This is a genomic window from Myxococcus sp. AM011 (assembly GCF_013372595.1).
Classification (GTDB): domain Bacteria; phylum Myxococcota; class Myxococcia; order Myxococcales; family Myxococcaceae; genus Myxococcus; species Myxococcus eversor.
On the sequence record NZ_JABXEM010000167.1, the window covers coordinates 1 to 25,615 of the forward strand.

The window sequence follows — 25,615 nt, forward strand, 5'->3', positions numbered from 1 at the left end:
GGAGTCACCCCCGGCCGCCCGTGACGCGACAGTGTCCAGGTGCCACCCCGCCCCACTCCATCATCCTGGAGCCGACTCCAATCTGTTGACACGGTCCACCGACGAACGAGGACCCTCCCCGGGGACCTAAGGGCCTCGCGCCGTCTGTCACGCGGGCGCCGCCATCCGCGAATCCCTCGCGCGCCGGAAAATCCTTCGCCACACCTTCGGCGTATGCGCCCGTGCCGGGCTTCAGGGGGCGCCCGGCATCCACCACTTCCGACCGCCTCCTCGGATGGACCCATGACCGAAGAACTCTCTCGCCGCGCCGCCCTGAGACGCGCCACGGCCGCCGCGAGCCTTGGCCTCGCGACGGGCCTGCTCACCCGCGCCTCCCCGGCCCTGGCCCTGTCTCCCCAGGATGACCTCGCGCCCCTCAAGGCCCTGCTCACCGCTGAACGCAACGCCATCAAGACCTACGACGCCGCGGTCAGCGTGCTCGACGCCGCCACCCCCGCTGACCCGCTCTTCCCCTTCCAGGGCATCGTCAAGGCCATCGCCCTGCACTTCCGCCAGCAACACACCGAGCACGCCGAACGACTCGCGCGCTACATCACCCGCCTGGCCGGCATCGACGACGTGGGCGAGGGCGCAGCGCAAGTCCCCGCAGACTTCGTGCCCGGCATCAAGAACGTCATCGACCTGGCCACCAACGCGGAGAAGGCCGCCGCCATCAGCTACACCGACGCCCAGAAGTCCCTCGTGCTCGCGGACAACGCGGAGCTGGCCGCCACCATCGGCGCGGTGGAGTCCCAGCACTTCGTCGTCCTCAACCTGGCCGCGAGCGGCTTCGTCACGCCCCCCGCCTCCACCGTCAACCAGCCCGCCGACGCGCTCACCGCCGTGGCGGCCCGGTTCGTCCCCAGGTCCTTCGCCGTCGCCGTCGACGGCGCCCCCGGCCTCGACGACGAGACGGACCTGCCCTTCTACGACGTGACGCGGTGAGGAGCCCCACCCCCATGAAGACCCAGAACCACCCCGACTCCGTCCTCGCCCGCCGCCGGTTCCTCCAGGGCCTCGCCGCCGCGACGGCCGCCTCCACGCTCCCCGCTTGCGAGACCCTGGAGCGCGACAACTCCCAACACCAGCTCAGCCCCGTCGACCGCGCCCGCGAGGCCGGCGCCCTCAACACCCTGCTCGCCGCCGAGTACATCCTCCTCGACGCCTACGCCCAAAGCGCCGTCATCCTCACCGCCGCGCGCGACGCTCCCTCGCGCCCCCAGGAGGAACGGGACTTCGCCGCGCTCGCGCTCGCGCTCGTCACCGAGTTCCAGCAGGACCACGAAGCCCACGCCGCCCTGCTGGCAACCACCGTGATGAACCTGGGCGGCAACGCCGTCCGCGAGGATGAAGCGCGGTTCACCCCGCCACACGGCTTCCGTCCCTCCGTCGGCAACGTCCTCAAGCTCGCCGCCAACGAGGAGCGCCGCGCCGCGATTGCCTTCAACCGCGTCCTCAAGGGCCTCCAGACACCCGACCACCGCTTCATCCTCGCCTCCATCGAAGGCGTGGACACGCAGCACTTCATGGTGCTCAAGGCGCTCATCGAAGCCCTGGTCGACGTCACCCCGGCCCTGGACACGGCGCGGGTGGTGCCCCAGCCCTTCGTCTCCTCCACCGAGAGCCTCGGCGGCGGCGGCGGACTGGAAGCCCAGCCCCTCCTCGCCGTCAACGACGCGAACTGACGCCCTCGACCTCCCACGCGGCGCGCCCGTGTCTCGGGCCGCCGCGGCAAGCCCCTGCTACCGCCAGGACAGCTCGTACTCGCTGTCCAGCAACGCCACCTGCCGCCCGCTCACCCGCACATCGCGCGCGCCCACCGCCTCCAGCGCGCCGCGCAGCACGCCCTCGTGGTACGCCGCCGGCATGAAGTCGCGGCGCATGATGAAGCGCGCGCTGCGCTCACCCGTCCACAAGGGGTACCGCTCGCCGTAGCTCACCGCCATGCGGTACGCGTCACCCAACGAGTCGAGCAACATGCGCGGACTGCCCGCCGCTTCCGCCAGCAACTGCCGGCCGAACAGCGACGCCAGGAAGTCGTTCGTCGCCTGCGAGCCCATCCGGCCCAGCACGCCCTCGAAGCCGTTGAGCTGCGGGCCCAACAGCCGCGCCGCCGTGGACACCATCCGCAGATAGCGCGACACCGAGTACAGGTGGAACGGGTTGATTTCCCACACCCCCGCCACGCCCTTGCACCGCGCCACCGCGCCGTCACCGCCCAGGTACGCGATGACGTGCAGGGAGCCCTGGAAGAACATGCCTCGAGCCTGGTCCTCGTCCGTCGCGGACAGACGCCGCTGCTCCAGCTCCCACGCCGCCCCACCGCCACTGCTCGCTTCCGTACCCACGTACATGGTCGTCTCCCCGAGGGGACTCACTGCTGCCTCGACTCAGGGGACACGTCCGGCGTTTCCGATGGATTTTCAGATTTCGCCGGCTTCCCCCCACTTCCTAGGTGCCAACCCTCTCATACTTTTCTACCCCTGTCGAATGGTTCCAGCACACCCCAGGGTCCATGGAAGGGTTCACCCATCACACGAACCCATTGTATTTCGGGCACATTTCCCTCCCAGGACGCACGAAGACACGCCCCGTCCAGGGTGCGGGCGACCCAGGAGGTGCGGGCTTATCGAAGGATGAGAGAGGCCTCGGCGGCGGCGAGGCCCGCACCGGGCTCACAGCGGTGTCCGGCCGCGAGCAGGGCGCGCTCCACGGCTCCCACGGTGGTCAGCAGGTCCGCGGGGCCGACGCGGTTCATGTGGCCCACGCGGAAGTAGCGCGTCTTGAGGTCGGGGTGCAGTCCACCGGCCACCACCACGCCCTCCGCCTTCACGCGGCCCACCAGCGACGCGTCCACGCCCTCCGGGTAGTACACGGCGCTCAGCGTGTTCGCCGTCACCGCGTCGGACACCGGCAGCATGCGCAGGCCCAGCCCCCGCCACGCGGCACGGAAGGCGCGCGCCAGGCGCTGGTGTCGGGCGAAGCGGGCCTCCAATCCCTCGGCGAGAATCTGCCCCAGGCTCACGTCCAGCGCGCACACGAGGTTGACGGGCGGCGTGGCGAAGTAGGCCGGCTTGCCCGCCTCGTACGCCTCCATGATGGGCAGCCACTCCGCCCAGTCGGAGTACACGCTGGCCACCGGCACGCGGCGCTTGCGCCACGCCTCCAGCGCGCGAGGCCCCACGGTGAGCAGCGCCAGCCCTGGCGGCACACCCACCGCCTTCTGGCTCGCGGTGAGGTACACGTCCGCGCCCCACGCGTCCTGGTGGAACGCCTCGCCCGCCGTGGCGCACACGCCGTCCACCACCGACAGCACGCCCAATTCGCGCGCCACCCGCGACAGGCCCTCCACGGGCGTCAGCACGCCGGTGGACGTGTCCACGTGGGTGACAGTCATGACCTTGAAGCCGCCGCGCTTCAGGTGCGCCTCCACCTCCTCCACCGTCGGCGCGTCACCGGGCGCCGCGCGCACGTGCGTCACCGTCGCGCCATGCCGCTCCAGGATTTTCGCCATCCGGTCACTGAAGTAACCAGTATTCACCACGAGGGCCGCGTCACCCGGCTCCACCAGGTTGGCCACCGCCAGCTCCATGGCGAGCGTGCCGGAGCCGGAGACGACGAAGGGCTGCGCGCCGGGGGCGAGGCTCACCTCGCGGAGCCGCTTCAGCGCGCGGCCGAAGATGGCGATGAAGGCCGGGTCCGTGTGGCCGTAGGAGGGGGCGCCGAGCGCCTGAAGCACCTCCTGCTCGAACTCCACCGGCCCCGGAATCATCAGCAAATCTCTCACGGCGTCACCGCTCCTCGGCAGCGCTCCGGCCCGACGCGGGCTGAAGCTGTGGATGTCTCACTGTAACCCCGGCCCGCCCCACTCACAGCCGCTCGAGCAGCTCGCGGAGGATGGAGAAGCCCTGGCGGAAGTCCTGGAGGTGCGCCTGCTCGTTGGGCGCGTGGTAGTACTTCATCTCTCCAAAGCCCGTGATTTGCACGTCGCAGCCCTGACGTTGCAGGTCCCTCACCAGCGGCAGCGAACCGGTGAGCGAGAAGGGCTGCGCGTCCACGCCCCGCACCTGCTTCATCGCGTCCTTCAGTGCCTGGAGGCCCGGCGAGTCCAGCTTGCAGGCGATGCCCTCGGTGCCTCCTCCGTCGAAGCGCAGCGACAGCGTGCCGCGCCGGCCATCCGCGGTGCGCGTGCGCGGGAAACCCGGCGGCACGTCGTCGCGCTCCAGCCGCGCGTCCAAGTCCTTCATGAAGTCCTCGGTGGCCCGACGCACCTCCGCCAAATCGTGGAACGGCGTGAGGCGGATATCGCCGCGCACGGTGACGTCCGAGGGAATCTTCGTCTCCTTGGCGTTGGTGGCCTCCACCACGGTGGACTTGAGGCTGGAGGTGGCCAGGAAACCCCAGCGCTTCTCGTCGTCCGAAGGCGGGTAGCGCTCATGGAACCAGCGCGACAGCTCCAGCGACGCCGCCATGGCCAACTCCAGCGCGTTGACGCAGTTCTGCGGCATGCCCGAGTGGCCACCCACGCCGGTGACTTTCAGCGACCACAGGCTGATGCCCGCGGTGCCCAGCGTGGGGCCGAAGTTCGCGCTGTCCAGCCAGTACACCGGCTGCCCGGCCAGGTCCTTGAGGCGCCCCTGCTCCGCGACGTAGCCCAGGCCCAGGCCCGGCAAATCCGACGACTCCTCGTTGGCGATGAGCACCACCTTCAACGTGCGGCGCGGACGCACGCCCGACTCCGCCAGTTGCGCGAGCAGGTCCGTCGCCACCGCGACGTGGCCCAGGCAGTCCGTGACGCCGCGTCCGTAGAGCAGCCCGTCCGGCCCCTCGTGCAGTTGGAAGGGGCTGTGCTCCCAGCCCTCGGCCTGCTGGTCCGCGGGGACGACGTCGAAGTGCGCGCCCACGAAGCCCACCGCGCCCTCGCCCGTGCCCTTCACGGTGAGCACCAGGCTGGGGCGGGACTCGTTGCCGGCGGAGGCCAGGGACTCGGCCTGGATGAAGCCGCTGGCGATGTGCGGCGCCAGCGTGTCCAGCACCACCCGCGCGGCGAGCCGTTCTTCCGGCACCAGCCCCGCGCTCGGGTTGTTCTGCAGCTTGGGCGTCAGGGCGATGAGACGCCGGAGCACATCCAGGAAACGGGCCTCACGGAGGGCGAGCGCTTGCATGGGCGCGGATTGGAGCCCAGGTCTCCTGAGGAAGTCACTGAAAACGACGACGCCGGAGCGTGATGAGCGCCCCGGCGTCGCGACTTCGTCAACGACTGTCCAACACCCCGCCTCAGCGGTAGGTGAGGGCCTGCGAGTCCATGCGGGCCGACTGGCCGGCGGTGAACGAGTTCATGCAGGAGTCGTCGGAGTAGTCCATGAAGTTGGTGATGGGGTCGTTGCCCGCGGCGGAGCAGGTGTTGCGGCCCGTGGGGCAGCCGTAGGCGGGAGAGGCCTCCGCCGGCGTGTCGCTGACCGAGTCACCCGAGCCGGAGCAGCCGCCCTGGAACGTGTGGTACAGGCCCAGCCAGTGGCCGACCTCGTGCGTGCCCGTGTCGCCCAGGTTGTACGGCGACGCGCTGCCACCGGGGACGCTGGAGAACAGAATCACGACGCCGTCCATCGACGGGTTGCTGGCGTAGCTGGAGGGGAACGTCGCCCAGCCGAGCAGGCCGCCGCTCAGGTTCGCGCTGTAGATGTTGAGCGCGTTCTTGCCGCCCGTGCGCAGCGCCGTCTTCATGGCGCGCTCGGCCGACGAGCCGGAGGCCAGGTTGTACCAGGTGGTGTTGGTGGTGCGGGTCGTCGCCGTCAGCGTGAACTTGAACGGCGTGTTCGCGTACGCGGCGTTCAGCACGTTCATCTGGTTCGTAATCATGGCGGCGGTGATGTCGCCGTTCGCCACGCCCGTGCCCTTGTTGATGACATGGAAGTAGGTGGGGATGGTCACCGAGCCGTTCGCACGCGCGAAGTCAGACACGGCGCGCTCCATGGCGAAGCGGCCTTCCATCTCCGCCATCTCCTCGGCGGACGGGTTCACGCCACAGCCACGGGCGTTGAGCACCTGCTGCGTGGGCTGCTCCTCCGCCGCGGGAGGCGTGGGCTCGCCCTGAGCCTCCGGGGGAGCGCTGGAACAGCCGGACAGCGCGGCGATGGTGCCGACGAGAACCGCGAAACGGCCGCCACGACGAGCAACGATACGAGACATTCCCGACTCCTCGGAAAATGCGGGGGAACCGGGATATTTATGAATGATTCCCCTTACGTCAAACGGGTCAAGAGGACCCCTCCCCGTCAAACGGGCAATGTCTGGGGTTGCAGTGGCGTCTTGCCGCGTGGCGACACACTCTTCGACGCAGGAGGTCGACGTGAAACAAAGTGAAACATCGAGGCGTAGGGCGAAAGCTTCACACGGGCTGTTCGTGAGGGGCCTGGTGCCCGCGCGGGAGCAGGCCGAGGAGGGTCCGAAGAAGCCAAGGCCCGGACAGGTGACGACGATGATGGTGGGTGAGGAGACGAAGGACGGGGACTCGGGCACGCGCGACTGACGCGGTGCACGGTGCTGGCGGCCTCGCGGGGCATCTGGTTCGCTCTCAAACCATGACGCAAGCGGCGGGGACAGGCGTGGTGGTGTTGGTGGGCTCTCGCGAGGACGCGCACGTGCGGGAGGTGGCGCGGCGCCTGGGCGCGGAGGGCGTGGACAGCGCCATCGTCGACACGCTGGCCTTCCCCGACGAGACGCGGATATCGCTCACGGAGGAGTTGGACGGAATCCTCGTGGACGGGCGCGCCGTGGGACGGCCCGCCGCCGTGTACCTGCGCGGCCTGCACTCGCACCCGCTGGCCTTCATGGTGGACGCGGAGGAGGCCATGACGGAGGACTGGCGCACCACGCTCACCGCGTTCCGTGAGAAGGCCGCGCTGCTCCTGGGGCTCATCGGTCGGTGGGAGCGGCTCGGCGTGCCGATGTACAACCCGCCCTCCGCGGATTGGGTGCTGCACAAGCCGGCGCAGCTCGCCGCGCTGAGGGCCGCGGGGTTGCCGGTGCCTCGGACGCTGTGGACGAATGACGCGGAGGCGGTGCGCCGCTTCGCCGCGAGCGGACGCGTGGCCTACAAGCCCATCCTGGGGGGCGCCGCCACGCGGGAGCTGCTGCCGGAGGACCTCACGGAGGAGCGGCTCGCCGCGCTGGGCGCCGCGCCGGTGACGTTCCAGGAGCTGCTGCCCGGAGAGGATTTGCGGGTGTACGTGCTGGACGGCGAGGTCATCGCGGCCCTGCGCATCGTCACGGCGGCGCTCGACTTCCGTCAGAACGAGGAGCGGATGGAGCAGGTGGTGCTGCCGGCGGAGGTGGCTCGACAGTGCGTGAAGGCGTGCGAGGTGTTGGGCCTGAGGTGGACGGGGCTGGACCTGAAGCGCGGAATGGATGGGGAGCTCAAGTTCCTGGAGCTGAACGGCTCACCCATGTTCCTGGGGTTCGACGCCGGCGCGGGGACGGACGTGGCGGGACACCTCACGCGGACGCTGGTCCGGCACGCGCGTCGCGCTTCATCGCCACAGTGATGCGAGCACCGTGCGGGACGCCATCCACGCCAGCGCGCCGAGCACCACGACGAGCACGGCGGTGAACAGCAGCACCCGGTGGGGACGCGGGTGCATCACCGCGCGCAGCTCCTCCGTCATCACGGGGTCCTCGTCGACGTCGTCCACGTCATGGCTGGGCTCGGGCGTCATCGCTGCTCCATCTGGTTCTCGACGAGCGCGCGGTAGCGGCCGTTCGGCAGCACCACCAGCTCGTCATGGGTGCCCTCCTCGACGACACGGCCCTTGTCGAGCACGACAATCTTGTCCGCGCGACGCACGGTGGACAGCCGGTGGGCCACGACGACGAGCGTGCGCCCCGCCGCCTCTCGCTGGAGGGCCTCGGTTATCGCGCGCTCCAGCGCCGCGTCCAGGTGGCTGGTGGCCTCGTCGAGGAACATCACGCGCGGCTGTCTGTAGATGGCGCGCGCGAGCTGGAGCCGCTGTTCCTCGCCTCCGGACAGACGCACGCCCGCCTCGCCAATCCGCGTCTTCAGGCCGTTGGGCAGCACGAGCAGTTCGTCCAGGCACGCGGTGCGCGCGGCATGCAGCAGGCGCTCCGGGTCCGGGGCCTCGTCCCCCAGCGCGATGTTCTCCGCCAACGTGCCGTCAAAGATGTCCGTCTTTTGGAAGACGAAGGCCACCGAGCGGCGCAGCGCGGTCGGCTCGAACGTCTCCAGGGGCTGGCCGTCGTAGAGGACGCGGCCCTGCTCGGGACGATAGAGGCCGTAGAGCACCTGGGTGAGCGTCGTCTTGCCCGCGCCCGAGCGACCGACAATCGCCGTCATCTTCCCCGCCGGCACGGTGAAGCTCACGTTGTCCAGCACGGGCCGCTCGTTGGGCGAGCCGTAGCGGAAGGTGACGCCGTCCAGTCGCAGCTCGGGGGCCTGGGTGAGCGCGCCGGTGACGGGGGAGCTGTCGTCGTGCAGCTCGGGCTGGGACTCGTAGACGATGTCCACGCGGCGCAGGGAGATGACGACATCCTGGAGCTGGTGGATGAACATCACCAGGTTCTGCATCGGCGCGAGCGCGAGCCCGAGGATGGCGAGCGTGGCGACCATCTGCCCCAGCGTGAGCTGCCCCTGGAGCACGAGGTGGGCCTCGTAGACGAGGATGCCCACGTACATGGCCTGGTTGACGAGCTGCGCGCCGGAGGTGTGGACGGTGTCGTGCAGCCAGATGCGGCGCGCGGCCTCGGCCTCGCGAGCCTGGAGCTTCTCCCAGCGCGTGCGGACCTGGCGCTCGGCGCCGCAGGCCTTGAGCGTCTGGATGCCGCCGAGCATCTGAAGCTCCAGCCGACTCGCCTCGGCTGCCACCCGGAAGCGCTGGTGGTCCAGCACGGTGCGCCGGGGCATCAGCACCAGCGTCCACAGCGAATACAGCGTCGCGCAGGCGGCGAAGATGCCGAACACGGTGGCGTCGTAGAGGAAGAGCACGACGCCGTAGCCCACGAGCATCACCAAATCGAGCAGCACGGACACCGACGCGCCCTGGAGGACGCGGCGGATGCGCTGGTGGTCCTCGATGCGCTTGAGCAAATCACCGCGGTGGCGCCGCGCGAAGAACGTCACCGGCAGGGACAGCAGGCGCTTCCAGAACCGCGCGAGCAGGAGGGCGGAGAAGCCTCGGGACAACACGAAGAGTCCCGCGCCGCGCGCGATGGCCACTGCGATTTGAGCGACGACGAGCACGCCGAGGCCCACACCGATGGCGGTGAGCAAAGACACGTTCCTGCCGCCCACCGCCTTGTCCACGAGCCCCTGGATGAGCAGGGGCTGCGCGAGCGCCAGGGCCTGGAGGAGCACGGTGGTGACGAACACCTGGAACAACAGCAGGCGGTAGCGCAGCAGTCCCCGGCCGAAGCGGCTCAGCGCGCCGAGGCGACGCGCGGGAACGGGCGTGACGGAGAGCGGTGTGGGGCGGAAGAGCGCCTCGGTGGGCTCCAGCGAGAGGAGGATTCCGTCCCAGTGCGCACCGAGCTTCGCGCGAGGGATGCGTCGGAGGCCCTGGGCAGGGTCTCCGATGACGGCCTCCTTGGGAGTGACGGAGTAGAGGACGACGAAGTGGTTGTCCTCCCAGTGGGCGATGCCGGGGAGGAGCGCCTGGCCTTCCTCGTCCTCCAGTTCAGAAGGGTCCTCGACGTGGAAGGCGCGGACCTTGAAGCCCACCTGCTCGGCGGCGCTGGCGAGGTCCGGCAGCGAGGTGCCCACCACCTGCACGTGCGCGAGTTCCTTGAGCGCGGCGAGCGAGTGCGTGGCGCCGTGGTACGCGGAGACCATCTCCAGACACGCGGGGCCACAGTCGGCCTCCTCGAGCTGGTGGCGCAGGGGATACCGTTCCAGGGCGACGGCGAGCCGGGAGCGAGGCACACCGGAATCGCTATCACGGAGCGTGGCGAGCAACCAGTCACCGCCTGGCACGACGCAAGCAGTCCAGACAGGGACGCAAGGCTCAGCGCGTAGGCACCTCGGTGAACGCCACTTCCTCCAAGCCAAGCTGGCTCACCGTGGACATGAAGCGCTCCGTCGCCACGATGATGGTCTGGAAGTTCGCGAGCCTGAAGACATCCCGGTCCCGCGGCAGCGAGGCTTCATCCAGGACAGGCCGCGAGGGAAAGCTGAACGCGAGTCTGCCGCACGTCCGACACGGAGGAGCCAACCCCTTGGGAAAACAGCTCGGATGGAGCAGTCCACGAGGCTCCACCTGAAGCTCCAACAACTCCGGAGGATTCTTGCCCTGGAGCCTCAACTCCGTGCGACAGCCATGGAGCCCCTGTACGCCTTCGGAACGCAACCTCTCTAGCGCCTCGGCACGCACGAGCAGCGTCCATGGGTACAGCAGCACGAGCTGTGGAAACGAGCCGCGCCCACCTCCCACCAGGGTGCCAAAGGTCGTTCCAGGGGTCAGTGTCGCGCCGTCGGGAACCAGGGGCCGCACAGACTCCCGCAGTCTCGTGAACTCCTCGAAACGCTCCTCGACACGGGCCCTGAATCGCGCCGGGTCCGACACATCAGACAGGTCCACGCTCGGATACGACTCGCCGATTCCGCTCCAGACTTCATCGCAGTCGGGGCAGTGGATGCCAGGCAGGAGCCACGGGTGCCGCGCCTGAATCTCCCAGGCGTAGCGCGAAGGACGAGCGTCACCGAGCTGGAACCACCGCATGGTCAGTAGATGTCCTCTTCTATGACAGGGAACAGGGGGATGGACTTCCTGCTGTAGTACGGGACCACGGGGCCCGACAGGTCAAATCGGAAGATCATCTGCACCGCGAAGAGATGGATGGCCTGTCGGTTCGCCAGCGGATTGTTCCGGATGGAGTACCGCCACTCCGCATTCCAGGGCCCACCAAGCTCTCCACGGTGGATGTTCTGATGAACCTGCTTGTCGAGCACCAGCGTCCATTCATGGATATTGACTCCCCTGGAGATGAACCACTCCTTGAACGCCTGGGGAAAGACGTGGTGCTTGACCCACGTGCGCGTCGGCTCGTCCTCGTTCTCCTTCCTGAGCCGGGCCGCGTACTCGGCGCTCGTCTCATTCCAGGGAATGATGAAGATGGGCTCCGCGCCTTCGGGGAGTCCCTGCATGCTTCCCCAGTAGCGCTGGGGATGGGAGGTCGTCGGAGCCCCGCGACCCGTCCGTGGCAATGGGGGCGGCCGTACCGGCGGACGGACAGGCATCACTGCCTGCGCCGGCACGATGCGCCCAGGATGGACCTCTTCGCAGAAGTAGAGGGCGCAGGCCCCTACGCCACAGATGAGGGTCGTGCACCGGTCCGCGCTGGGGTCCTCGCACTCCGCTCCTGGAGCTTCCGCTGCCTCCCAGCGCCGCGATGCGACGCTCGTCGAGGCACAGGCCGCGAACAACCACCCACACAGCAAGAACGACCATTTTCGCATTCATGACCTCTCGGGCCATGAAGACTAGGAACCCGGACTGACGCGTCCGTGGTCTCCGTTGCCGCCGCGGGATTCGCCCTACTCCGCCGCGGGCACCACGGCGGGCGCGGCATCCACGGGCACGGGAGCCACCACGGGCTGCACGGGCTCCGCCGGCTTCGGCGCCTCGGCCTTGGGCTCCACGCGCTGCACCTTGCCCATCTGGTCCAGGTCCTTCCTGTTGTCCAACGAGAAGCGCACCAGCGCGCGAAGGATGCGGTTGCGCTTCACGTTGCCCAGCACCTCGCGCAGGTCCTCGTAGACGGTGGGGTCGCTGATGAGCCCGCCCACCGTGCCGTCACCCTTCGCCACCGTCGCCGTGATTTTCTTCAGGTCCGCCGCCGCGGCGCCCAGGTCCGCGAACATCCCGCTCGCATCGCCGTACACCAACTGGTGCACCGCCCCGTTCGGGCTCTTCTTCGCGTCCTCAATCAACCCCGCCAATTGCCCCGCCGCCGAGCCCAGCTCGCGCAGCGCAATCGCACCCTCGTCTCCGTAGATGAGCGCGTGCGCCGTGCCGTCACCCGTGCGCACCTCGCGCAACAGCGCCTCCACGTGCCCCACCGCGCCGTCCACCCGCTGCGCCGCGCTCGACGCGCTCGCCATCAGCGTGCGCACCTCGCGCCCCGCCTCCTTGTCGTAGATGAGCGCATGCAGCACCCCGTCCCCGCTCTGCACCTGCTCCAACACCCCCCGCAGCGCCGCCATGCTCCGCTGCACGTCAGTGGCGAGCTGAGGGTCTCCGTATGCGTCCACCGTCTTGAGCAACGACTTGCTGATGGCCACCGAGTTGTCCATCACCTCGCTGGCGCTCTTGAGCAGGTTGGTCAAATCCCCGCTCGTGGAGGACGACAACACCCCGCCCGGCTCCACCGGCGGCGACGCGGGACTGCCCAGCGAGATGTCCACCGCCTTGTCCCCCAGCACGCCCATGCTCGTGAGCTGCGCCAGCGAGTCCTCCTTCACGCGGTCCGCGTACTTCGCCGACACCTGCAGCCGCACCTCCAGCTTGGGGTCCTTCGGGTCCTCGGAGAAGTAGATGCCCGTCACCTTCCCCACCTCCAGGCCCCCCAGCCACACCGGGGACTGGTCACTCAACCCCTGCACGTTGACGAAGTACGCCCGGTACAAGTGATGGCGCTGGAACAGCCTCGACTCCTGGCCGATGAAGAACACCACCACGCCGGCCACCGCCAGGCCGATGGCCACGAACAGCCCCGCGCGCAACGCCAGCCGCTTCTCGCCCGCCGCGGACGTGAACAGGCTCATGACATGCCTCCGGGCTCCAGCTCGACCCGGCGCGCATCCAGGAACGCCCGCACCTCCGGAACCTTGGAGCGTCGGAACTCGTCCGGCGTCCCCACCTGGACGATGCGCCGGTTGGCCAGCATCGCCATCCGGTCCCCCACCGCGAACGCGCTCACCAGGTCATGCGTCACGACGATGGAGGTGCTGCCGAGCTTCTTCTTCATCGAGTTGATCATCGCGTTGATGGACTGCGTCGTCACCGGGTCCAACCCCGTCGTGGGCTCGTCCCAGAGGATGACCTCCGGGTTGGTGGCGATGGCCCTGGCCAACCCCACGCGCTTCTTCATGCCACCCGACAGGTCCGACGGCATCAGCCGCTCCGTCCCCGGCAGGTTCACCAACGCCAGCTTCTCCGCCACCCGCTGCCGCACCTCGTCCATCGGCATGTCCGGGAAGTGCTCCCGCAGCGGATACGCCACGTTCTCTCCCACGCTCAGCGAGTCGAACAGCGCCGCGCCCTGGAACACCATCGCCACGTTGCGTCGCACCGGGATGAACTGCTCTTCCGTGAAGCCCGTCACCTCGTGGCCCTGGAAGAGGATGCGTCCCGCGTCCGGCCGCTGCAACCCGATGAGGCACTTGAGCAACACGCTCTTGCCCGTCCCCGAGCCGCCCAGCACCACCAGCGTCTCCCCCGCCCGCACGTCCAGCTCCAGGTCGTCATAGACGCGCTTGGCGCCGAACGACTTCTGGAGGTGCTCGAAGTGGATGAGCTGCTCACCCGGCGTGGGCCGGTGGAACTCGAAGGTGGGCGCTTCCTTGTGGTGGCCGAAGGGCATGTCACGTCACAGGTACAACGTCACCTTGGTGATGAAGAAGTCCGCCAGGCACACCGCCACGGAGGTGATCGCCACCGTCTGCGTCGTCGCGCGCCCCACGCCCTCCGTGCCGCCCTCCACCGTCAGGCCCTTGAAGCAGCCCACCAGCCCGATGATGAAGCCGAACACCGCGCCTTTGAACACGCCGGACGCGAAGTCCATCATGAACACCGCGTCCAGCGCGCCCTTGAAGAACAGGTCCAACGAGATGGCGTACTGCGCGTTCACCACCAGCGCGCCCGCCACCAGACCCACCACGTCCGCGAACACCGTGAGCACCGGCATCACCAGCAGGCACGCGAGCACGCGCGGCACCACCAGCTTGCGCAGCGGGTCCGCCCCCAGCGCGCGGATGGCGTCCACCTGCTCCGTCACCGTCATCGCCCCCAGCTCCGCCGCCATGCCGCTGCCCAGGCGCGCGCCCACCGTGAGCGCCGTCAGCACCGGCGCCAGCTCCCGGAACAGCGTGAGGACGACCACGCGCCCCACCGTGTACTGCACCCCGAAGCGCGCCAGGAAGTAGCCGAACTGCAACGAGATGACGAGCCCGGCGAACGTCGCCGTGAGCAGTGCAATCGGCAGCGAGCGCACCCCCAGCGACTCCACCTGGAAGATGAGCGAGCCCAGGTCGAAGGGCGGCCGCACCGCGCGGCTGAGCACCTGCCCCGTCATCTGCGTCATCGCGCCCAGCGACTCCAGCCGCTGTTTCGCGCGCTCCACCACCCCGGGGCGCTCCGGCGCCGCGACATCCACCACCTCCGGCGTCTCCACTTCCGCCGAGGGACTCATCCGATGTGCTCCGACTCGAAGCCCGCCAGCAGCGCGTCGAAGTCCGGCATGCGCTCGGCCGCGAGCCCCGGCGGCGCCACGTAGGAGAAGTCGAAGACGCAGTTGTCCTTCTTCAACACCACCAGCTCCAGCTCCACGGGCACCCCGTCCATCTTCGCCAGGTAGCGGCTGCGCAGCGCTTCGCGTCCGTCCATCGCGATGAGGAAGCTGGTCAGCTCCTGGCGCTCCGTGAAGCCCATGAGCAAATGGCGCGTGAGCACCGGGAGCGGCGGGTCGTCGTGCCCCTTGCACGTCGCGTTGATGGAGAGCGCGCGGCCCGTGCCCTCCTCGGAGAAGGCCAGGTCATTGCCCTCCAGCCAGACCCGGCGCCAGTGCTTGGGCAGCTCGCCCACGCGGTAGCGCACTTCCGGCTTGGACAACACGGAGTCCTCGAAGCTCACGCGGCGGCAGCCCATCAGGGATGCAAGCAACACGAGCAGCAGCGTCATCCTCGACATGGCACCGTTTCTTCGCGTCAGCACTTCCGGCCCTGCGGGCGAGTCATGCGACACCGGGGGCGGCGCCGCAAGAAATTCCGCGCGATAAAACGTCCACTATCCACCCCTCCCTCCACCCCAGGACGGCGGATGCTCGACACTGAACCTTCCAGGTTTCACGAGCGAGCCACCCGATATCGCCTTGTCGCCGCGCATTCCCGCCACGAAAAGGGCAGGTCGTCCGCCCCGTCGACAATCAATTTCACCGGGCGGGCGCACAGGGGGAGTCCCTTGGCGCCCCTCGCGTCCGCATGTTCCAACCAGCACTCCACCGGGACACGGCGACCTTGCCCGTCCCCTCCTCCCGCATCCGGGAGAAGTCCCCACACGAGGAGGCGACACATGGATGGCGGACTCGCGGTGTTCGGCTTCGGCCTCTTCCTCTTGTCGATTGCCAGCCTGTACGCGCGCACGGCCTATGGCGTGGCGGTAGGGCTGCTGGCCATGGCGCTCGTGTCCATGGGAATGGCCTTCAGCGAGTCGAAGAAGCTGCGCGAAATCTCCCTCGGCCTGAGCCTGGGGCTGCTGGCGCTGGCGACCATCGCCGTGGCCACCGGCACCGTGTGGTGGCTGAGCCTGGGGACCTTCTTGTTCGCGGTGGCCTTCGGAGTGCTCTGGGCCGAGTACCGCTTCGCCTTCTTCGAGCACGTCCGACAGGAAGACCTGCCGCCCAAGCACCAGCACCACGCCCGGCGGATGAACGTGCACTGGCCCTGGCACCGGCGCCGCTCGGCGCCGTGAGTCGTCAGCCCGCGACGGGGGCGTCCGCGTCCCGCGTCGTCACCTGCCCGCCATGCACGGAGAGCCACAGCGTGTCCTCCGCCGCGGCCCCGCGCACCAGCGAGCCATCCGTGGTGGACAGGAACACCTGCGCGCCACTCTTCGCCAGGTAGTCCATCAGGTAGGCATTGCGCTCGGGGTCCAGCTCGCTCGACACGTCGTCCAGCATGAGCAGCGGCAGGAAGCCCATGCTCGTCTCCAGGTTTTCGATTTCAGCGATCTTCCAGCCGAGCACCAGCGCCCGCTGCTGCCCCTGGCTCGCATAGGCCCGCGCGCTGCGCCCGCCCAGCGTCACCGTCACGTCGTCCGAGTGCGGCCCCACCGAGGTGAAGCCCCGGTCCAAATCCCTGCGCAGACGCTCGCCCAGCGACTCGCGCAGCGCCAGGGCCAGCGAGGCCTCGTCCGTCGTGGCGAAGTCCCCGCCCAGGTGCGCCGGGTGGTAGCCATACGAGGCCGGCTCCACCGTGCGACCAATCGAGGCGAAGGTCGCCTGGGCGCGAGGCGCCAGCTCCGCCATCAACGCCCGCCGCCGCGCGTAGATGCGCGCTCCGGCCTTGGCCAGCGTCTCGTCGTAGGCGTCCAGGTAGGCCGGGTCCGCGGCGCCGCCCTCGCGCAGGAGCCGGTTGCGGTTCTTCAGCGCGCGCGCGTATTCGCGGCTCTCCCGGAGGTACGCGGGGAAGCGGTTGAACACCGCCCGGTCCAGGAAGCCGCGACGTGAGTCCGGACCGCCCTTCACCACCTCCAGGTCATCCGGGGTGAAGGCCACGACGGAGACGCCGCCGAAGTACTCCTCCAGGCTGGCCGCCTTCTTTCCGTCCACGAAGGCCTGCCGGGTGCCTCCGCCGACTTCCACGGCGATTTCGCGCTCGGCTCCCTTGAGGAGGAAGCGGCCGGACACGCGCGCCGTCTGGGTGCCCCAGCGCACCAGCTCCGACAGCCGCCCGGCGCGCAGCGGCTTGAGCGTGGCGAGGAAGTAGAGCCCCTCGAGCAGGTTCGTCTTGCCCTGCCCGTTCTGCCCCACGGCGATGGTGGCATGGGCGCTGGGCGTGAGCGTCACCTGCGCGAGATTGCGGAAGTCTTGGACGTGGAGTGCGAGGAGGCGCACGGCCCCCACCGTATATCCGCCTCCGCGCCGGTGCGGGGAGGTTATCTCGCGCTCCACTCACCGAGGGGCCGGGCGAAACACAGACACGCTCGCGCAGGAGTCCTTCAGGACGCCAGGCTCTTCCCGGCGACAGCGGGCTCCGAGGGCCGCAGCGGCAGCTCCACGGTGAAGATGGCCCCCTCGCCCGGCTTGCTGTCCACGCGGATGACGCCCTCCATCGCCTCCACGAGCGTGCGCGCGACATACAGGCCCAGGCCCAGGCCTCCGTAGTTGCGCTCGGACACCGCGCGCTCGAACTTGTGGAAGATGCGCACCTGGGCCTCGGGGCTGATGCCGATGCCCTCGTCGCGCACGCGCAGGAGCGCCCGCTCCGCCTCCAGCTCCACGGACACCCGCACGGGCCGACCCGCGCCGTACTTGAGCGCGTTGGACACCAGGTTCGTCACCACCTGCTCCAGCCGCATCCTGTCCCACGCGCCCATCGCGGACTCCACGCCGGAGACGTCCACCTCGCACTCCGCCCGCTCCGCCTCCGGCTGGAAGCGCGCCACCACCTCCTGCACCAACGCGCGCAGGTCCACCGGCTCGTACTCCAACCGCAGCCGCCCCGTGCCGATGCGCGACACGTCCAAGAGCCCGTTCACCAGGTCCGCCAGCCGCATCACCTGCCGCAACATCCCCTGCACCTCGCGGCCATGGCGCTTCGCCCAGGCGGAGTCCGGGTCCGCCAGCGTCGCGCGCGCGAAGGCCTGCAGCCTCAGCCCCAGCACCGTCAGCGGTGTCTTCAGCTCGTGGCTCGCCACGGACAGGAACTCATCGCGCACGCGGATGGCCTCCTGCAGCCGCTGCTCCACCGTCTTCAGGCGGGTGATGTCCAGGAAGGGCAGCACCGTCACCGCGGGATGCCCATGCATCGCGGGCAACATCTCCGAGGAGATGCTGAGCACGAACTCGCCGCCGCGCGTGTGCCAGACGACCTCCAGGCCCTCCAGCTTCTCGCCCCGCGCCGCGCGGGAGGAGGGGATGTCCTCCGCGCCCAGCCGCCGGCCCGCCAGGTCCGTGATGTGGAACAGCTCGCCGTACTCCGACGCGGGGGTCCGCATGGGGATGTGCTGTCCATGCAGCCGGTCCGCCGCCGCGTTGGAGAACGTGAGGTCCCCGGTGCCCGGGTCCGCCATCACCACCGGCATGGGCATCAAGTCCAGCACCGCCTCCAACCACCGGTGCTGGCTCTCCACCGCCTGGCGCGCGAGCACCTGCTCCGTCACCTCGAAGGCGAACGTCACCAGCCCGTCCACCCGACCCCGCTCGTCGCGCAGCGGCTCGTAGAGCAGGTTCCAGTACCGCGTCTCCACCTGCCCCCGGCCCGCGTAGTCGAGCGCCATCGGATACTCGTGGGCCACCACCCGCTCGCCCGTCTCCAGCACCCCTCGGTACAGGCTCACCAGCTCCGGAGAGATGTCTGGAATCGCCTCCACGAGCGTGCGCCCCACCAGCTCCCGGCCGCCCATCAGCGTCAGCAGCAGCGGGTTGGCGAACTCGAAGCGCAGGTCCGGACCGCGCAGCAGGTTGATGGCCACCGGCGCCTGGGTGAGCAGTTGATAGAGCCTGCGCCGCTCCAGTTGCTCCGCCTCGCGCGCGGCCAGCTCCGCCGTCACGTCCTTGTAGGCCAGGGCGATGTGGCTCACCTCGCCCTCGGAGGACGCGAGCGGGAAGCAGGTGCAGGCGATGGCGATGCGGTGCGCCTCCTTCACCTCGACGTGCCGCAGCTCCTTCACGTCGTACCAGATGACCGGCGTCTGCACCGTCTCGCCCGCGAAGGCCCGGCGCAGCAGCACGTCCAGCCCCATCTTCGCCACCAGCTCGTCGCGAAAGAGGCTGTACTCCGGCGGCGGCATGGAGCCGAACATCGCCTCGTAGGCCGGGTTGTACAGCCGGCAGTGCCCCCGCGCATCGAAGATGGCGTACGGCACCGGCGAGTGGAGGAACAACCCCTCCAGCAACACCAGCGGGTCCGTCGTCACGGAGGCCAATTGCTCGCGCAGCGGGAGGGCCTGGGCCGAGGACGCGCGCGCGCCGCGTCCCCCACCGGAACCTCGGCCTGCCTCGACGTCTGACTTCCCACCCCGAGGGCCCTGGCCCTTGCGCGTCGCCACGACCCGCAGGCGTAGCAGAAGACAGACTTCACTGGCAGCGCTGAAAGGTAGGACATGGGTTGGACATGGCTTGTGGACCCCTTCACGAAAGGCTTTGGTCCGGCCCATGGCGGAGCCACTCAAGACCTTCTTCGACGCCCGGCTGGTGGAGCGGCTGGGCACCGCGCTGCACAAGGCCCGGCCCTCCTTCCCCCTCGACACCTTCCTCGAGGAGGCACGTCAGGGATTGGAGGGGCACGAGCTCATCGGCCGCGCGCGGCACATCTCCCAGGCCATGCACCGGGCCCTCCCTCGCGACTACCCGAAGGCGGTGGAGGTGGTGGTGCGCTCACTGGGCCCGCTGCGGGACACGGACCGGGTGGGCATGGAGGTCTTCTTCTACCTCCCCCACACGATGTTCGTGTCCGAGCACGGCCTGGAGCACTTCGAGGAGTCCATGCGGGCCCAGCACGCGCTCACCCAGCGCTTCACGGCGGAGTTCTCCATCCGCCCCTTCCTGGAGCGGCACCCGGAGAAGACGCTGAAGCGCCTGCGCGAATGGACGAAGGACGAGAGCGTCCATGTGCGCAGGCTCGTGTCGGAGGGCACGCGTCCGCGCCTGCCGTGGGCCTCGCGCCTGCGCGCCTTCCAGGAGGACCCGCGTCCGGTGCTGGAGCTGTTGGAGCTGCTCAAGGACGACGTGGACCTGTACGTGCGTCGCTCGGTGGCCAACAACCTCAACGACATCGGCAAGGACCACCCGGCCGTGCTGGTGAAGGTGGCGAAGGCGTGGCTGAAGGACGCCTCACCAGAGCGGGAGTGGCTGGTGCGCCACGCGCTGCGCTCCGCCGTCAAGCGAGGCGAGCCCGCCGCGCTGGAGGTGCTGGGCGCGGGAAAGCCCACCGGAATCGAAGCCCGGGTCACCGAGCTGCCCCGCCGCGCGAAGCTGGGCGGCGCGGTGGACGTGCGCTTCGTGGTGGCCAATCGCTCCAAGCGCACCCAGTCGCTCGTGGTGGACCTGGCCGTGCACTTCTTCAAGGCGCGCGGCGAGGCGCCCAAGCCCAAGGTCTTCAAGGTGCGCGCGCTGACGCTTTCGCCCGGCCAGGAGGAGACCCTGGGCAAGCGCGTGTCACTGGCGCGGCTCACCACGCGCCGCCACTACCCGGGCCCGCACCGCTTCGAGGCGCGGGTGAATGGCGTGGACCTGCCGCTGGGCGAAGTCGACGTGGTGGAGTGAGGCCGCCTCAGCGCGGCCCGAGCAGCTTCACCAGCTTGTTGTAGACGCCCATCACCAGGAGTGGCGACACCCAGGAGCCGATGAAGCGGGCCGGCTGCTGGCGGCCCATCAGCTCCAGGCTCAGCGACACGCCCATCGAGCACAGGCTGACGAAGAGGAACCAGTGAGAGGGAATCTTGGCCGCCTGCTGCTCCAGCAGGCGGGTGAACGAGCTGTCCGTGTGCTCCGCGCGCAACACGGGGGGCAGCTCGTATTCGTGCTTCGACGCGGCACTCGCGGGGTTGACGTCCAGGCTCATCGTGCTTCCTCCCCGAGCAGCCAGGCGGTTCGGCCGCTCGCCCCGCGCGCTCGTGGGAAAGCCCCATGCCTCCCGGCGTCGCGGTCCCCATCATGGTGGGACCGAACCACGCGAAGGGCGAGAGGGTGAACCACCACACCACACCGGACACGGCGGGCGGAGAAGCGGGAGGACTCCAGCTTCCCGAGGCGGGCGCGGGCCCGCTCCTGCAACGCGACTACTGGGCCCTCATCCGGCACTGTCGCTACCGGCCCGCCGTCATCCTGGACTGGGTGGCGCGGAGGTTCTCCGAGTTCGCGCCCGACGAGCTGTGTGTCTTCACGCGTGCGTCCCCGTCCCGTCAGGACCAGCCGCTGGAGGAGGGGGAGGTGCTCACCGTGCACATCGTCGGCGCGGGGACGTTCGGCGTGCGCGTCATCCACAAGGACCGGCAGAGCCTGACGCTCGCCACCCTCCCCGGCCATCCGGAGGCGGGGCGCATCACCTTCGGCGCGTACCGCAACGAGTACGGCGACGTGCTCTTCCACATCCGCAGCCGCGCGCGCTCCGGCTCGCACATGCACCACTGGGGCTTCGTCACCGGGGGCGAGGCGATGCAGACCAACACCTGGACGGAGTTCGTCCTGCGCGTGGCCCTCTCCGCGGGCGAGGGCGTGGTGGGCGGCATCCACGCGGACACGCAGGAGCTGGCCGAGGAGCCCCAAGGTGGAGACGTGATGTCCGGGCCCACCTTCCTCGCGCGAGGAGACGACGCCGATGATTGAGTGGCGCTGGTTCTCCGGCTGGACGGATGACGAGCTGGCCCCCCGGCTGGAGAAGGCGCGCGCGCTGGTGCGCAACTTCACCGCGGCGTCGGGAGAGATGACGCTGGAGGCGGGCTGGAACCAGGTGCACTCGGTGTCCACGCTGGGCCGCGAGCAGCCGGGCCCGCCGTTGCCCACGGGCCTGTTCGAGCGCGCCCGGGGCGTGATGGAGACCTTCGACTTCTCCGACCCGCGCATCGTCCGCTGGCACTTCTCCCCCGACACGCCGCTGGATGGGCGCACGGTGCTGCTGGAGCTGAAGTCCCTGGGCGCGCGGCTGCGCTTCCTGTGCGCGGTGCGCGTGGGCGACACGCGCCTGGAGATTGGCGAGACGTGCAGCGCGTATGGCTTCGGCTTCGTGACGCTGGAAGGACACCTCGAAAAAGGGCGCGAGTGGTTCCTCTTGCGCAAGCACCACGACACCGGAGAGGTGCGCTTCGAAATCGAGGCGAGCTGGCGGCCCGGGACGTTTCCCAATGCGTGGAGCCGCCTGGGCTTCGCGCTCGTGGGCAAGCGCTACCAACGCGCCTGGCACCGGCTGACCCATGCGCGCATGCGCGAGCTGACGCGGCATCATCCGGAGTTCGCGGGCATGCCCGCGCATCACGGCAGGGTGGACCACTCCGGACACGAGTTGGAGGAGCTGGGCCCGGTGGGCTTCTACACGCAGCGCGCGCCGGGACGATTGAAGTCACAGCTGGAAGAGGAGGTGGACGCCGTGGAACGAGGACATTGGTTGACACCCGTGGGGCTGGGAGTGCTCGCGGGCATGCGCAGTCTGAGTGCGCCCACGCTGGTGAGCCGCAAGCTGGCCCAGTCGCCGGGGGCGAGGACGGACCCGTTGTCCGTCGCCTTTTCGAAGCCCTGGGTGCCTCGGGTGCTGGAGGTGCTCGCGCTGGGCGAGCTGGTGGCGGACAAGCTGCCGACGACTCCCGCGCGCGTGAAGTGGGTGCCCATGACGGGCCGCATCTTCATGGGCACGATGGCGGCGGCCTCGTCGGTGGGAGGACAGACGCGGCGGCGCGTCGTGCTCGCGGCGGCGATGGGCGGACTGGCCGCGGTGGCCTCCACCTGGGCCTTCTACTCGCTGAGGAAGCTGGCCACGGGGAAGCTCCACATCCCCGCCATGGTGGCGGCCTTCGCGGAGGACGCGCTGCTGGCGGCGCTCGCCACGCGGCTGATGCCCCTCGTGGACGACACGGCCACGGCGAGCTGAAGCGGAACGTCAGGGCCTCTCGCTCAACCGTGGCGAGAGGCCGCGTTCCGCGCGGCCTGCACCAGCGCGGGCAGGTCCTTCACGTGCGTCATGTCCGGCCCCGCGTCCTCCGAGGCACGCGGCTGCGCGCGGGACGGTAGGAACAGCCGGGCCGGCGTCTGCGCCTTGCCGTGCAGGATGCTGAACAGGCGCAAGGCATCGCGCAGCCGCTCCACGTCCGCGCCGCCCTCGTCGCGTGCCCGCTGCGCCGCGCTCCACAGGCGCGCCCACGCGGCCTCCTCGCTCCAGGCTCCAGCGGGCCGCTCACGTGACAGGGTGGCCAGCTCAGCCGCCAGCTCGAGCAGGCCCGCGCGGCCCTCATCGAAGACCTCGCCCGAAGCGAGCCTCGCCTCGACCCCACCGCTCGACTCACGCGCGGCCAGCCACGGCAGCAGCTCCGGCACCTCCCGCTCCAACGGGAGGACAGGCGCCAGGCGGTTCTCCAGCAGCGCGCGCAGCCTCGCCCTCGCCACGCCGTGCCAGAAGGCCGCGTGCAGCACCAGCTCCGGTCCACTGCGGGGCACATGCAACGGCACGCGCGAGGCCCGCCGCGCCAGGAAGTCCTTCACCCGCCCGCTGGTGTCGAAGTGCTCCAGGCGTTGCCACAGCGAGGCCAGCGCGGACTCGGCCAGCGGCAGGGCGCGGCGCAGCTCCTCCGCCTCCGCCTCGTTGAAGGGCAACACCCCCTCGGGCGTGGGGCGCTTGAAGACGCGCTCACACACCTCGGCGGCGGCGCACGCGGCGCGCAGCTCCGGCAGGTTGCGCGGCAGCAGCTCCACGGCCCGGGCCCAGGTGCGTCCGCCCAACAGCGGCCCCGCCTCCAGCACCACCTCCTCCAGCCGCAGCAGCGCCTCGCCCAACGACACCGAGCGCTCCGCCTCCGGCAGCCGCCGCAGCGCCACGTGCTGGACGGCCGCGCGCAGCCGCTCCACCTCCGCCATCAGCTTCATGGGCGCGGCCTCGCGCGGCCAGCCCTCCGCGGCGGCGCGGCGCTTCAGCGCGGTGAGCGTGGCGTCCACCTCCGGCTGCACCTGCGCCACCTCGCGCAAGAGCTCGAAGTGGGCGCGCACGCGGTCCTTCCAGAAGAACGCCTCCAGCATCCCTCGCAGGGCCACGTAGCGCAGGCGCGTGGCCTCCAGGAGGTCCGCGCGGTCCTCGAGTCGTGCGCGCAGGTTGTCCGGGTGCGTGGCCACGCCCTCACTATAAAAGCGGCCCCCGCTTCCGGCAGGCCCTCGGACCCATTGGCCCTCGCGAGAGTGAACGATGGGTCGCCCATGACTGTTCCACCCGACAGGGCCCCCGCTCCAACGGTGGCCTTCCCGTCCACCAGGCGGCACTTGCGCGAGGGGCTCGGGCAATGAAAAGCCCATGCGACCCGGCCTGACGTGGCGCGGACTCGCATGGGCTCGAAGACGACGCGGGAGGGCCTGGGGCAGGCCCCCGGACGACTCACACGCGCATGGGCATGACGACCGCGGTGAAGGTGCGGTCACCGGGCGCGTGCAGCACGCCGGGGCTGTGCTCGTCACCCAGCTCGAAGCTCACCTCGTCCGTGTCCGTGACGGCGAGCACGTCCGTGAGGTAGCGCGCGTTGAAGCCCACGGTGATGTCATTGCCCTGGTAGGCCAGCTCCACCACGTCGCGCGCCTCACCCAGGTCCGGGTTGCTCGCGGTGATGACCAGCTTGTTCGTCTCCAGGCCGATGCGCACGGCGTTGCTCTTGTCCGCGGACAACAGCGCGATGCGCTTGAGCCCCTCCAGGAAGCGCACCTTGGGGACGAGAACCACCTTCTCGCCCTCCTTGGGGATGACGCGCTGGTACTCGGGGAACTGCCCGTCGATGAGCCGCATCACCATCGTGAGGCCGGGCTTCTTGAACAGCGCGGAGTTCTCCGCGAACCCCAGGTGGCACTCCGCGTCCGGCGCCTCGTCCAACAGGCGCTTGAGCTCCATCAACCCCTTGCGAGGGATGATGACGCCGCTCTTGAGCTTGAAGTCGCCCGTCAGCTCGCGCTCGATGAGCGACAGCCGGTGACCGTCCGTGGCCACCATGCGGACCTTGCCGGAGGCCTGCGGCTCGAAGAAGACGCCGTTGAGGATGTAGCGCGTCTCGTCGCTGGAGATGGCGAACTGGGTCTTCTTGATCATCTCCAGGAGCGTGTTGCCACCCACCTGCACCAGCGGAGCGTTCTCCTCCTTGGGCAGCTTCGGGTACTCCTCGGCGGCCATGCCGACAATCTTGAAGTGGGCCGAGCCGCTGGAGATGTCCACGTAGTTGTTGACCAGCTTCTTCAGCGTCACCTGCGCGTCGGGCAGGTTCTGGACGATGTCGAAGACGTACTTGGCGCTGAGCGTGACGGCGCCCGGCTTGATGACCTCGGCGGGGTGCTCGGAGACGATGCCGATGTCCAAATCGAACGCGGTGACGGTGATGCCGCCCTTCGTCGCGTTGACGAGCACGTTGGCGAGGATGGGCATCGTCGTCTTGCGCTCCACGATGCCCTGGGCGCGGTAGAGGGCCTTCTTCAGCTCGTCGGCGGCGATGCGGAATTCCATCGGAGGGCGTCCCGTCCTTAAAGGTCCCGGCCCCAGGGGGCCGATCAGGGGGCCGATGTAGCCCGTGGCCTGGGGAGCGTCAACGCGCCAATGCCCCCGCCCGCGCCCTCGTCCGCACCGCCGACAGCCCGGCCAGGACACTCCCAGTCGGGCTGTACGGAGTTTCAGTCACCCTCCGTCCAACTGACTGGCGGTCAGCCGAGCTGACAGGGGACTGGCCCTTGCCCCGTGGGCGATGGACACTCCCTGTCTACTCGCCTTCCGGAGCTTCCCATGAACGTCCGCCCGCTTCTGCTCGCCGCCCTCGCGCTGGGCTTCGCCGCCGGCTGCAGCAAGCCGTCCGCCTCCTCCTCCACGCCCTCGAACGAGCCCGGCACGCCGAGCGGTGACTCCCGGCCGGCCGCGGAGAACGCCGCGCCGCCCAGCGGAGACCAGAGCGGCACCCCCGTCGCC

25 protein-coding genes and 1 pseudogene are annotated in these 25,615 nt (G+C 69.6%); 9 read left to right on the top strand and 17 right to left on the bottom strand.

Annotated features, from left to right (window positions below; translation table 11 throughout):
* Nucleotides 1-282 precede the first annotated feature (282 nt).
* Both HUW62_RS29690 and HUW62_RS29695 read left to right on the top strand, forming a co-directional pair.
* The gene (locus tag HUW62_RS29690) at nt 283-984 is read left to right on the top strand and encodes a ferritin-like domain-containing protein (RefSeq protein WP_176436321.1); all 702 of its coding nucleotides are present in this window, start codon (nt 283-285) and stop codon (nt 982-984) included.
* A 14-nt stretch (nt 985-998) separates the two neighbouring features.
* Entirely contained in the window at nt 999-1,724 is a 726-nt protein-coding gene (locus tag HUW62_RS29695; RefSeq protein WP_176436322.1) for a ferritin-like domain-containing protein, read from the top strand.
* A gap of 57 nt (nt 1,725-1,781) precedes the next feature.
* Here the strand turns inward: HUW62_RS29695 and HUW62_RS29700 are convergent, their stop codons facing one another.
* The 4 genes from HUW62_RS29700 to HUW62_RS29715 form a co-directional block, all read right to left on the bottom strand.
* Nucleotides 1,782-2,393 carry a TIGR02265 family protein gene (locus HUW62_RS29700; protein ID WP_163867676.1) on the bottom strand — a complete coding sequence of 204 codons (612 nt, stop codon included), beginning with the start codon at nt 2,391-2,393 and terminating at the stop codon, nt 1,782-1,784.
* Nucleotides 2,394-2,665: 272 nt separating this feature from the next.
* Nucleotides 2,666-3,826 carry an alanine--glyoxylate aminotransferase family protein gene (locus HUW62_RS29705; RefSeq protein ID WP_163867677.1) on the bottom strand — a complete coding sequence of 387 codons (1,161 nt, stop codon included), beginning with the start codon at nt 3,824-3,826 and terminating at the stop codon, nt 2,666-2,668.
* A gap of 82 nt (nt 3,827-3,908) precedes the next feature.
* Complete coding sequence (locus tag HUW62_RS29710) at nt 3,909-5,204, bottom strand: M20/M25/M40 family metallo-hydrolase (protein WP_163867678.1); 1,296 nt, start codon at nt 5,202-5,204, stop codon at nt 3,909-3,911.
* A 112-nt stretch (nt 5,205-5,316) separates the two neighbouring features.
* Nucleotides 5,317-6,228 carry a zinc metalloprotease gene (locus HUW62_RS29715; RefSeq protein ID WP_163867679.1) on the bottom strand — a complete coding sequence of 304 codons (912 nt, stop codon included), beginning with the start codon at nt 6,226-6,228 and terminating at the stop codon, nt 5,317-5,319.
* 214 nt (nt 6,229-6,442) lie between these two features.
* On the opposite strand from HUW62_RS29715, the gene HUW62_RS49040 reads away from it, so the two are divergent.
* Together HUW62_RS49040 and HUW62_RS29720 are read left to right on the top strand one after the other, a co-directional pair.
* Nucleotides 6,443-6,568, top strand: coding sequence for a hypothetical protein (locus HUW62_RS49040; RefSeq protein WP_255203711.1), 126 nt, complete (start codon nt 6,443-6,445; stop codon nt 6,566-6,568).
* A gap of 52 nt (nt 6,569-6,620) precedes the next feature.
* A complete protein-coding gene (locus HUW62_RS29720) occupies nt 6,621-7,583 on the top strand; it encodes a RimK family alpha-L-glutamate ligase (protein ID WP_176436323.1) in 963 nt (320 codons plus the stop codon).
* Here the strand turns inward: HUW62_RS29720 and HUW62_RS29725 are convergent.
* From HUW62_RS29725 to HUW62_RS29760, 8 genes are all read right to left on the bottom strand, one after another.
* Nucleotides 7,569-7,754, bottom strand: coding sequence for a hypothetical protein (locus HUW62_RS29725; RefSeq protein ID WP_163867681.1), 186 nt, complete (start codon nt 7,752-7,754; stop codon nt 7,569-7,571). The genes HUW62_RS29720 and HUW62_RS29725 overlap by 15 nt on opposite strands.
* Complete coding sequence (locus HUW62_RS29730; RefSeq protein ID WP_176436324.1) at nt 7,751-9,970, bottom strand: peptidase domain-containing ABC transporter; 2,220 nt, start codon at nt 9,968-9,970, stop codon at nt 7,751-7,753. The genes HUW62_RS29725 and HUW62_RS29730 overlap by 4 nt, the downstream gene beginning before the upstream one ends.
* A gap of 82 nt (nt 9,971-10,052) precedes the next feature.
* Nucleotides 10,053-10,766: a double-CXXCG motif protein gene (locus HUW62_RS29735; RefSeq protein WP_163867683.1), complete on the bottom strand. Its 714-nt coding sequence runs from the start codon at nt 10,764-10,766 to the stop codon at nt 10,053-10,055.
* A gap of 2 nt (nt 10,767-10,768) precedes the next feature.
* The gene (locus tag HUW62_RS29740; protein ID WP_163867684.1) at nt 10,769-11,503 is read right to left on the bottom strand and encodes a TIGR02269 family lipoprotein; all 735 of its coding nucleotides are present in this window, start codon (nt 11,501-11,503) and stop codon (nt 10,769-10,771) included.
* Between the two features lie 78 nt (nt 11,504-11,581).
* Nucleotides 11,582-12,811, bottom strand: a complete 1,230-nt coding sequence (locus tag HUW62_RS29745; RefSeq protein ID WP_176436325.1) for an MlaD family protein — start codon at nt 12,809-12,811, stop codon at nt 11,582-11,584.
* Complete coding sequence (locus HUW62_RS29750) at nt 12,808-13,629, bottom strand: ABC transporter ATP-binding protein (protein WP_176436326.1); 822 nt, start codon at nt 13,627-13,629, stop codon at nt 12,808-12,810. The genes HUW62_RS29745 and HUW62_RS29750 overlap by 4 nt, the downstream gene beginning before the upstream one ends.
* A gap of 6 nt (nt 13,630-13,635) precedes the next feature.
* Nucleotides 13,636-14,349 (bottom strand): ABC transporter permease, encoded by a 714-nt coding sequence (locus HUW62_RS29755; protein ID WP_255203714.1) that lies wholly within the window; start codon nt 14,347-14,349, stop codon nt 13,636-13,638.
* Nucleotides 14,350-14,453: 104 nt separating this feature from the next.
* Nucleotides 14,454-14,954 (bottom strand): hypothetical protein, encoded by a 501-nt coding sequence (locus HUW62_RS29760; RefSeq protein ID WP_163867688.1) that lies wholly within the window; start codon nt 14,952-14,954, stop codon nt 14,454-14,456.
* 381 nt (nt 14,955-15,335) lie between these two features.
* On the opposite strand from HUW62_RS29760, the gene HUW62_RS29765 reads away from it, so the two are divergent.
* Nucleotides 15,336-15,734 (top strand): hypothetical protein, encoded by a 399-nt coding sequence (locus HUW62_RS29765; protein WP_163867689.1) that lies wholly within the window; start codon nt 15,336-15,338, stop codon nt 15,732-15,734.
* Between the two features lie 4 nt (nt 15,735-15,738).
* Here HUW62_RS29765 and HUW62_RS29770 read toward each other — a convergent pair whose 3' ends face one another.
* Together HUW62_RS29770 and HUW62_RS29775 are read right to left on the bottom strand one after the other, a co-directional pair.
* Nucleotides 15,739-16,878 carry a DNA replication/repair protein RecF gene (locus HUW62_RS29770; RefSeq protein ID WP_176436328.1) on the bottom strand — a complete coding sequence of 380 codons (1,140 nt, stop codon included), beginning with the start codon at nt 16,876-16,878 and terminating at the stop codon, nt 15,739-15,741.
* A 104-nt stretch (nt 16,879-16,982) separates the two neighbouring features.
* Nucleotides 16,983-19,034, bottom strand: coding sequence for an ATP-binding protein (locus HUW62_RS29775; RefSeq protein WP_368670506.1), 2,052 nt, complete (start codon nt 19,032-19,034; stop codon nt 16,983-16,985).
* 106 nt (nt 19,035-19,140) lie between these two features.
* On the opposite strand from HUW62_RS29775, the gene HUW62_RS29780 reads away from it, so the two are divergent.
* The gene (locus tag HUW62_RS29780) at nt 19,141-20,250 is read left to right on the top strand and encodes a DNA alkylation repair protein (RefSeq protein WP_176436329.1); all 1,110 of its coding nucleotides are present in this window, start codon (nt 19,141-19,143) and stop codon (nt 20,248-20,250) included.
* Nucleotides 20,251-20,257: 7 nt separating this feature from the next.
* Here the strand turns inward: HUW62_RS29780 and HUW62_RS29785 are convergent, their stop codons facing one another.
* Nucleotides 20,258-20,548 (bottom strand): hypothetical protein, encoded by a 291-nt coding sequence (locus HUW62_RS29785; RefSeq protein WP_163867692.1) that lies wholly within the window; start codon nt 20,546-20,548, stop codon nt 20,258-20,260.
* Between the two features lie 65 nt (nt 20,549-20,613).
* Between HUW62_RS29785 and HUW62_RS29790 the strand changes: the two genes are divergently transcribed.
* Complete coding sequence (locus HUW62_RS29790; protein WP_255203712.1) at nt 20,614-21,312, top strand: DUF1990 family protein; 699 nt, start codon at nt 20,614-20,616, stop codon at nt 21,310-21,312.
* The gene (locus HUW62_RS29795; protein ID WP_176436330.1) at nt 21,305-22,567 is read left to right on the top strand and encodes a DUF1990 family protein; all 1,263 of its coding nucleotides are present in this window, start codon (nt 21,305-21,307) and stop codon (nt 22,565-22,567) included. The genes HUW62_RS29790 and HUW62_RS29795 overlap by 8 nt, the downstream gene beginning before the upstream one ends.
* Before the next feature lie 23 nt (nt 22,568-22,590).
* Here the strand turns inward: HUW62_RS29795 and HUW62_RS29800 are convergent, their stop codons facing one another.
* A complete protein-coding gene (locus tag HUW62_RS29800; protein WP_176436331.1) occupies nt 22,591-23,799 on the bottom strand; it encodes a hypothetical protein in 1,209 nt (402 codons plus the stop codon).
* A gap of 256 nt (nt 23,800-24,055) precedes the next feature.
* On the bottom strand, nt 24,056-25,162 hold the full coding sequence (gene dnaN, locus HUW62_RS29805) for a DNA polymerase III subunit beta (RefSeq protein WP_163867695.1): 1,107 nt from the start codon (nt 25,160-25,162) through the stop codon (nt 24,056-24,058).
* 273 nt (nt 25,163-25,435) lie between these two features.
* On the opposite strand from dnaN, the pseudogene HUW62_RS29810 reads away from it, so the two are divergent.
* Nucleotides 25,436-25,615 (top strand): annotated as a pseudogene (locus tag HUW62_RS29810) (hypothetical protein); the annotation flags it as partial.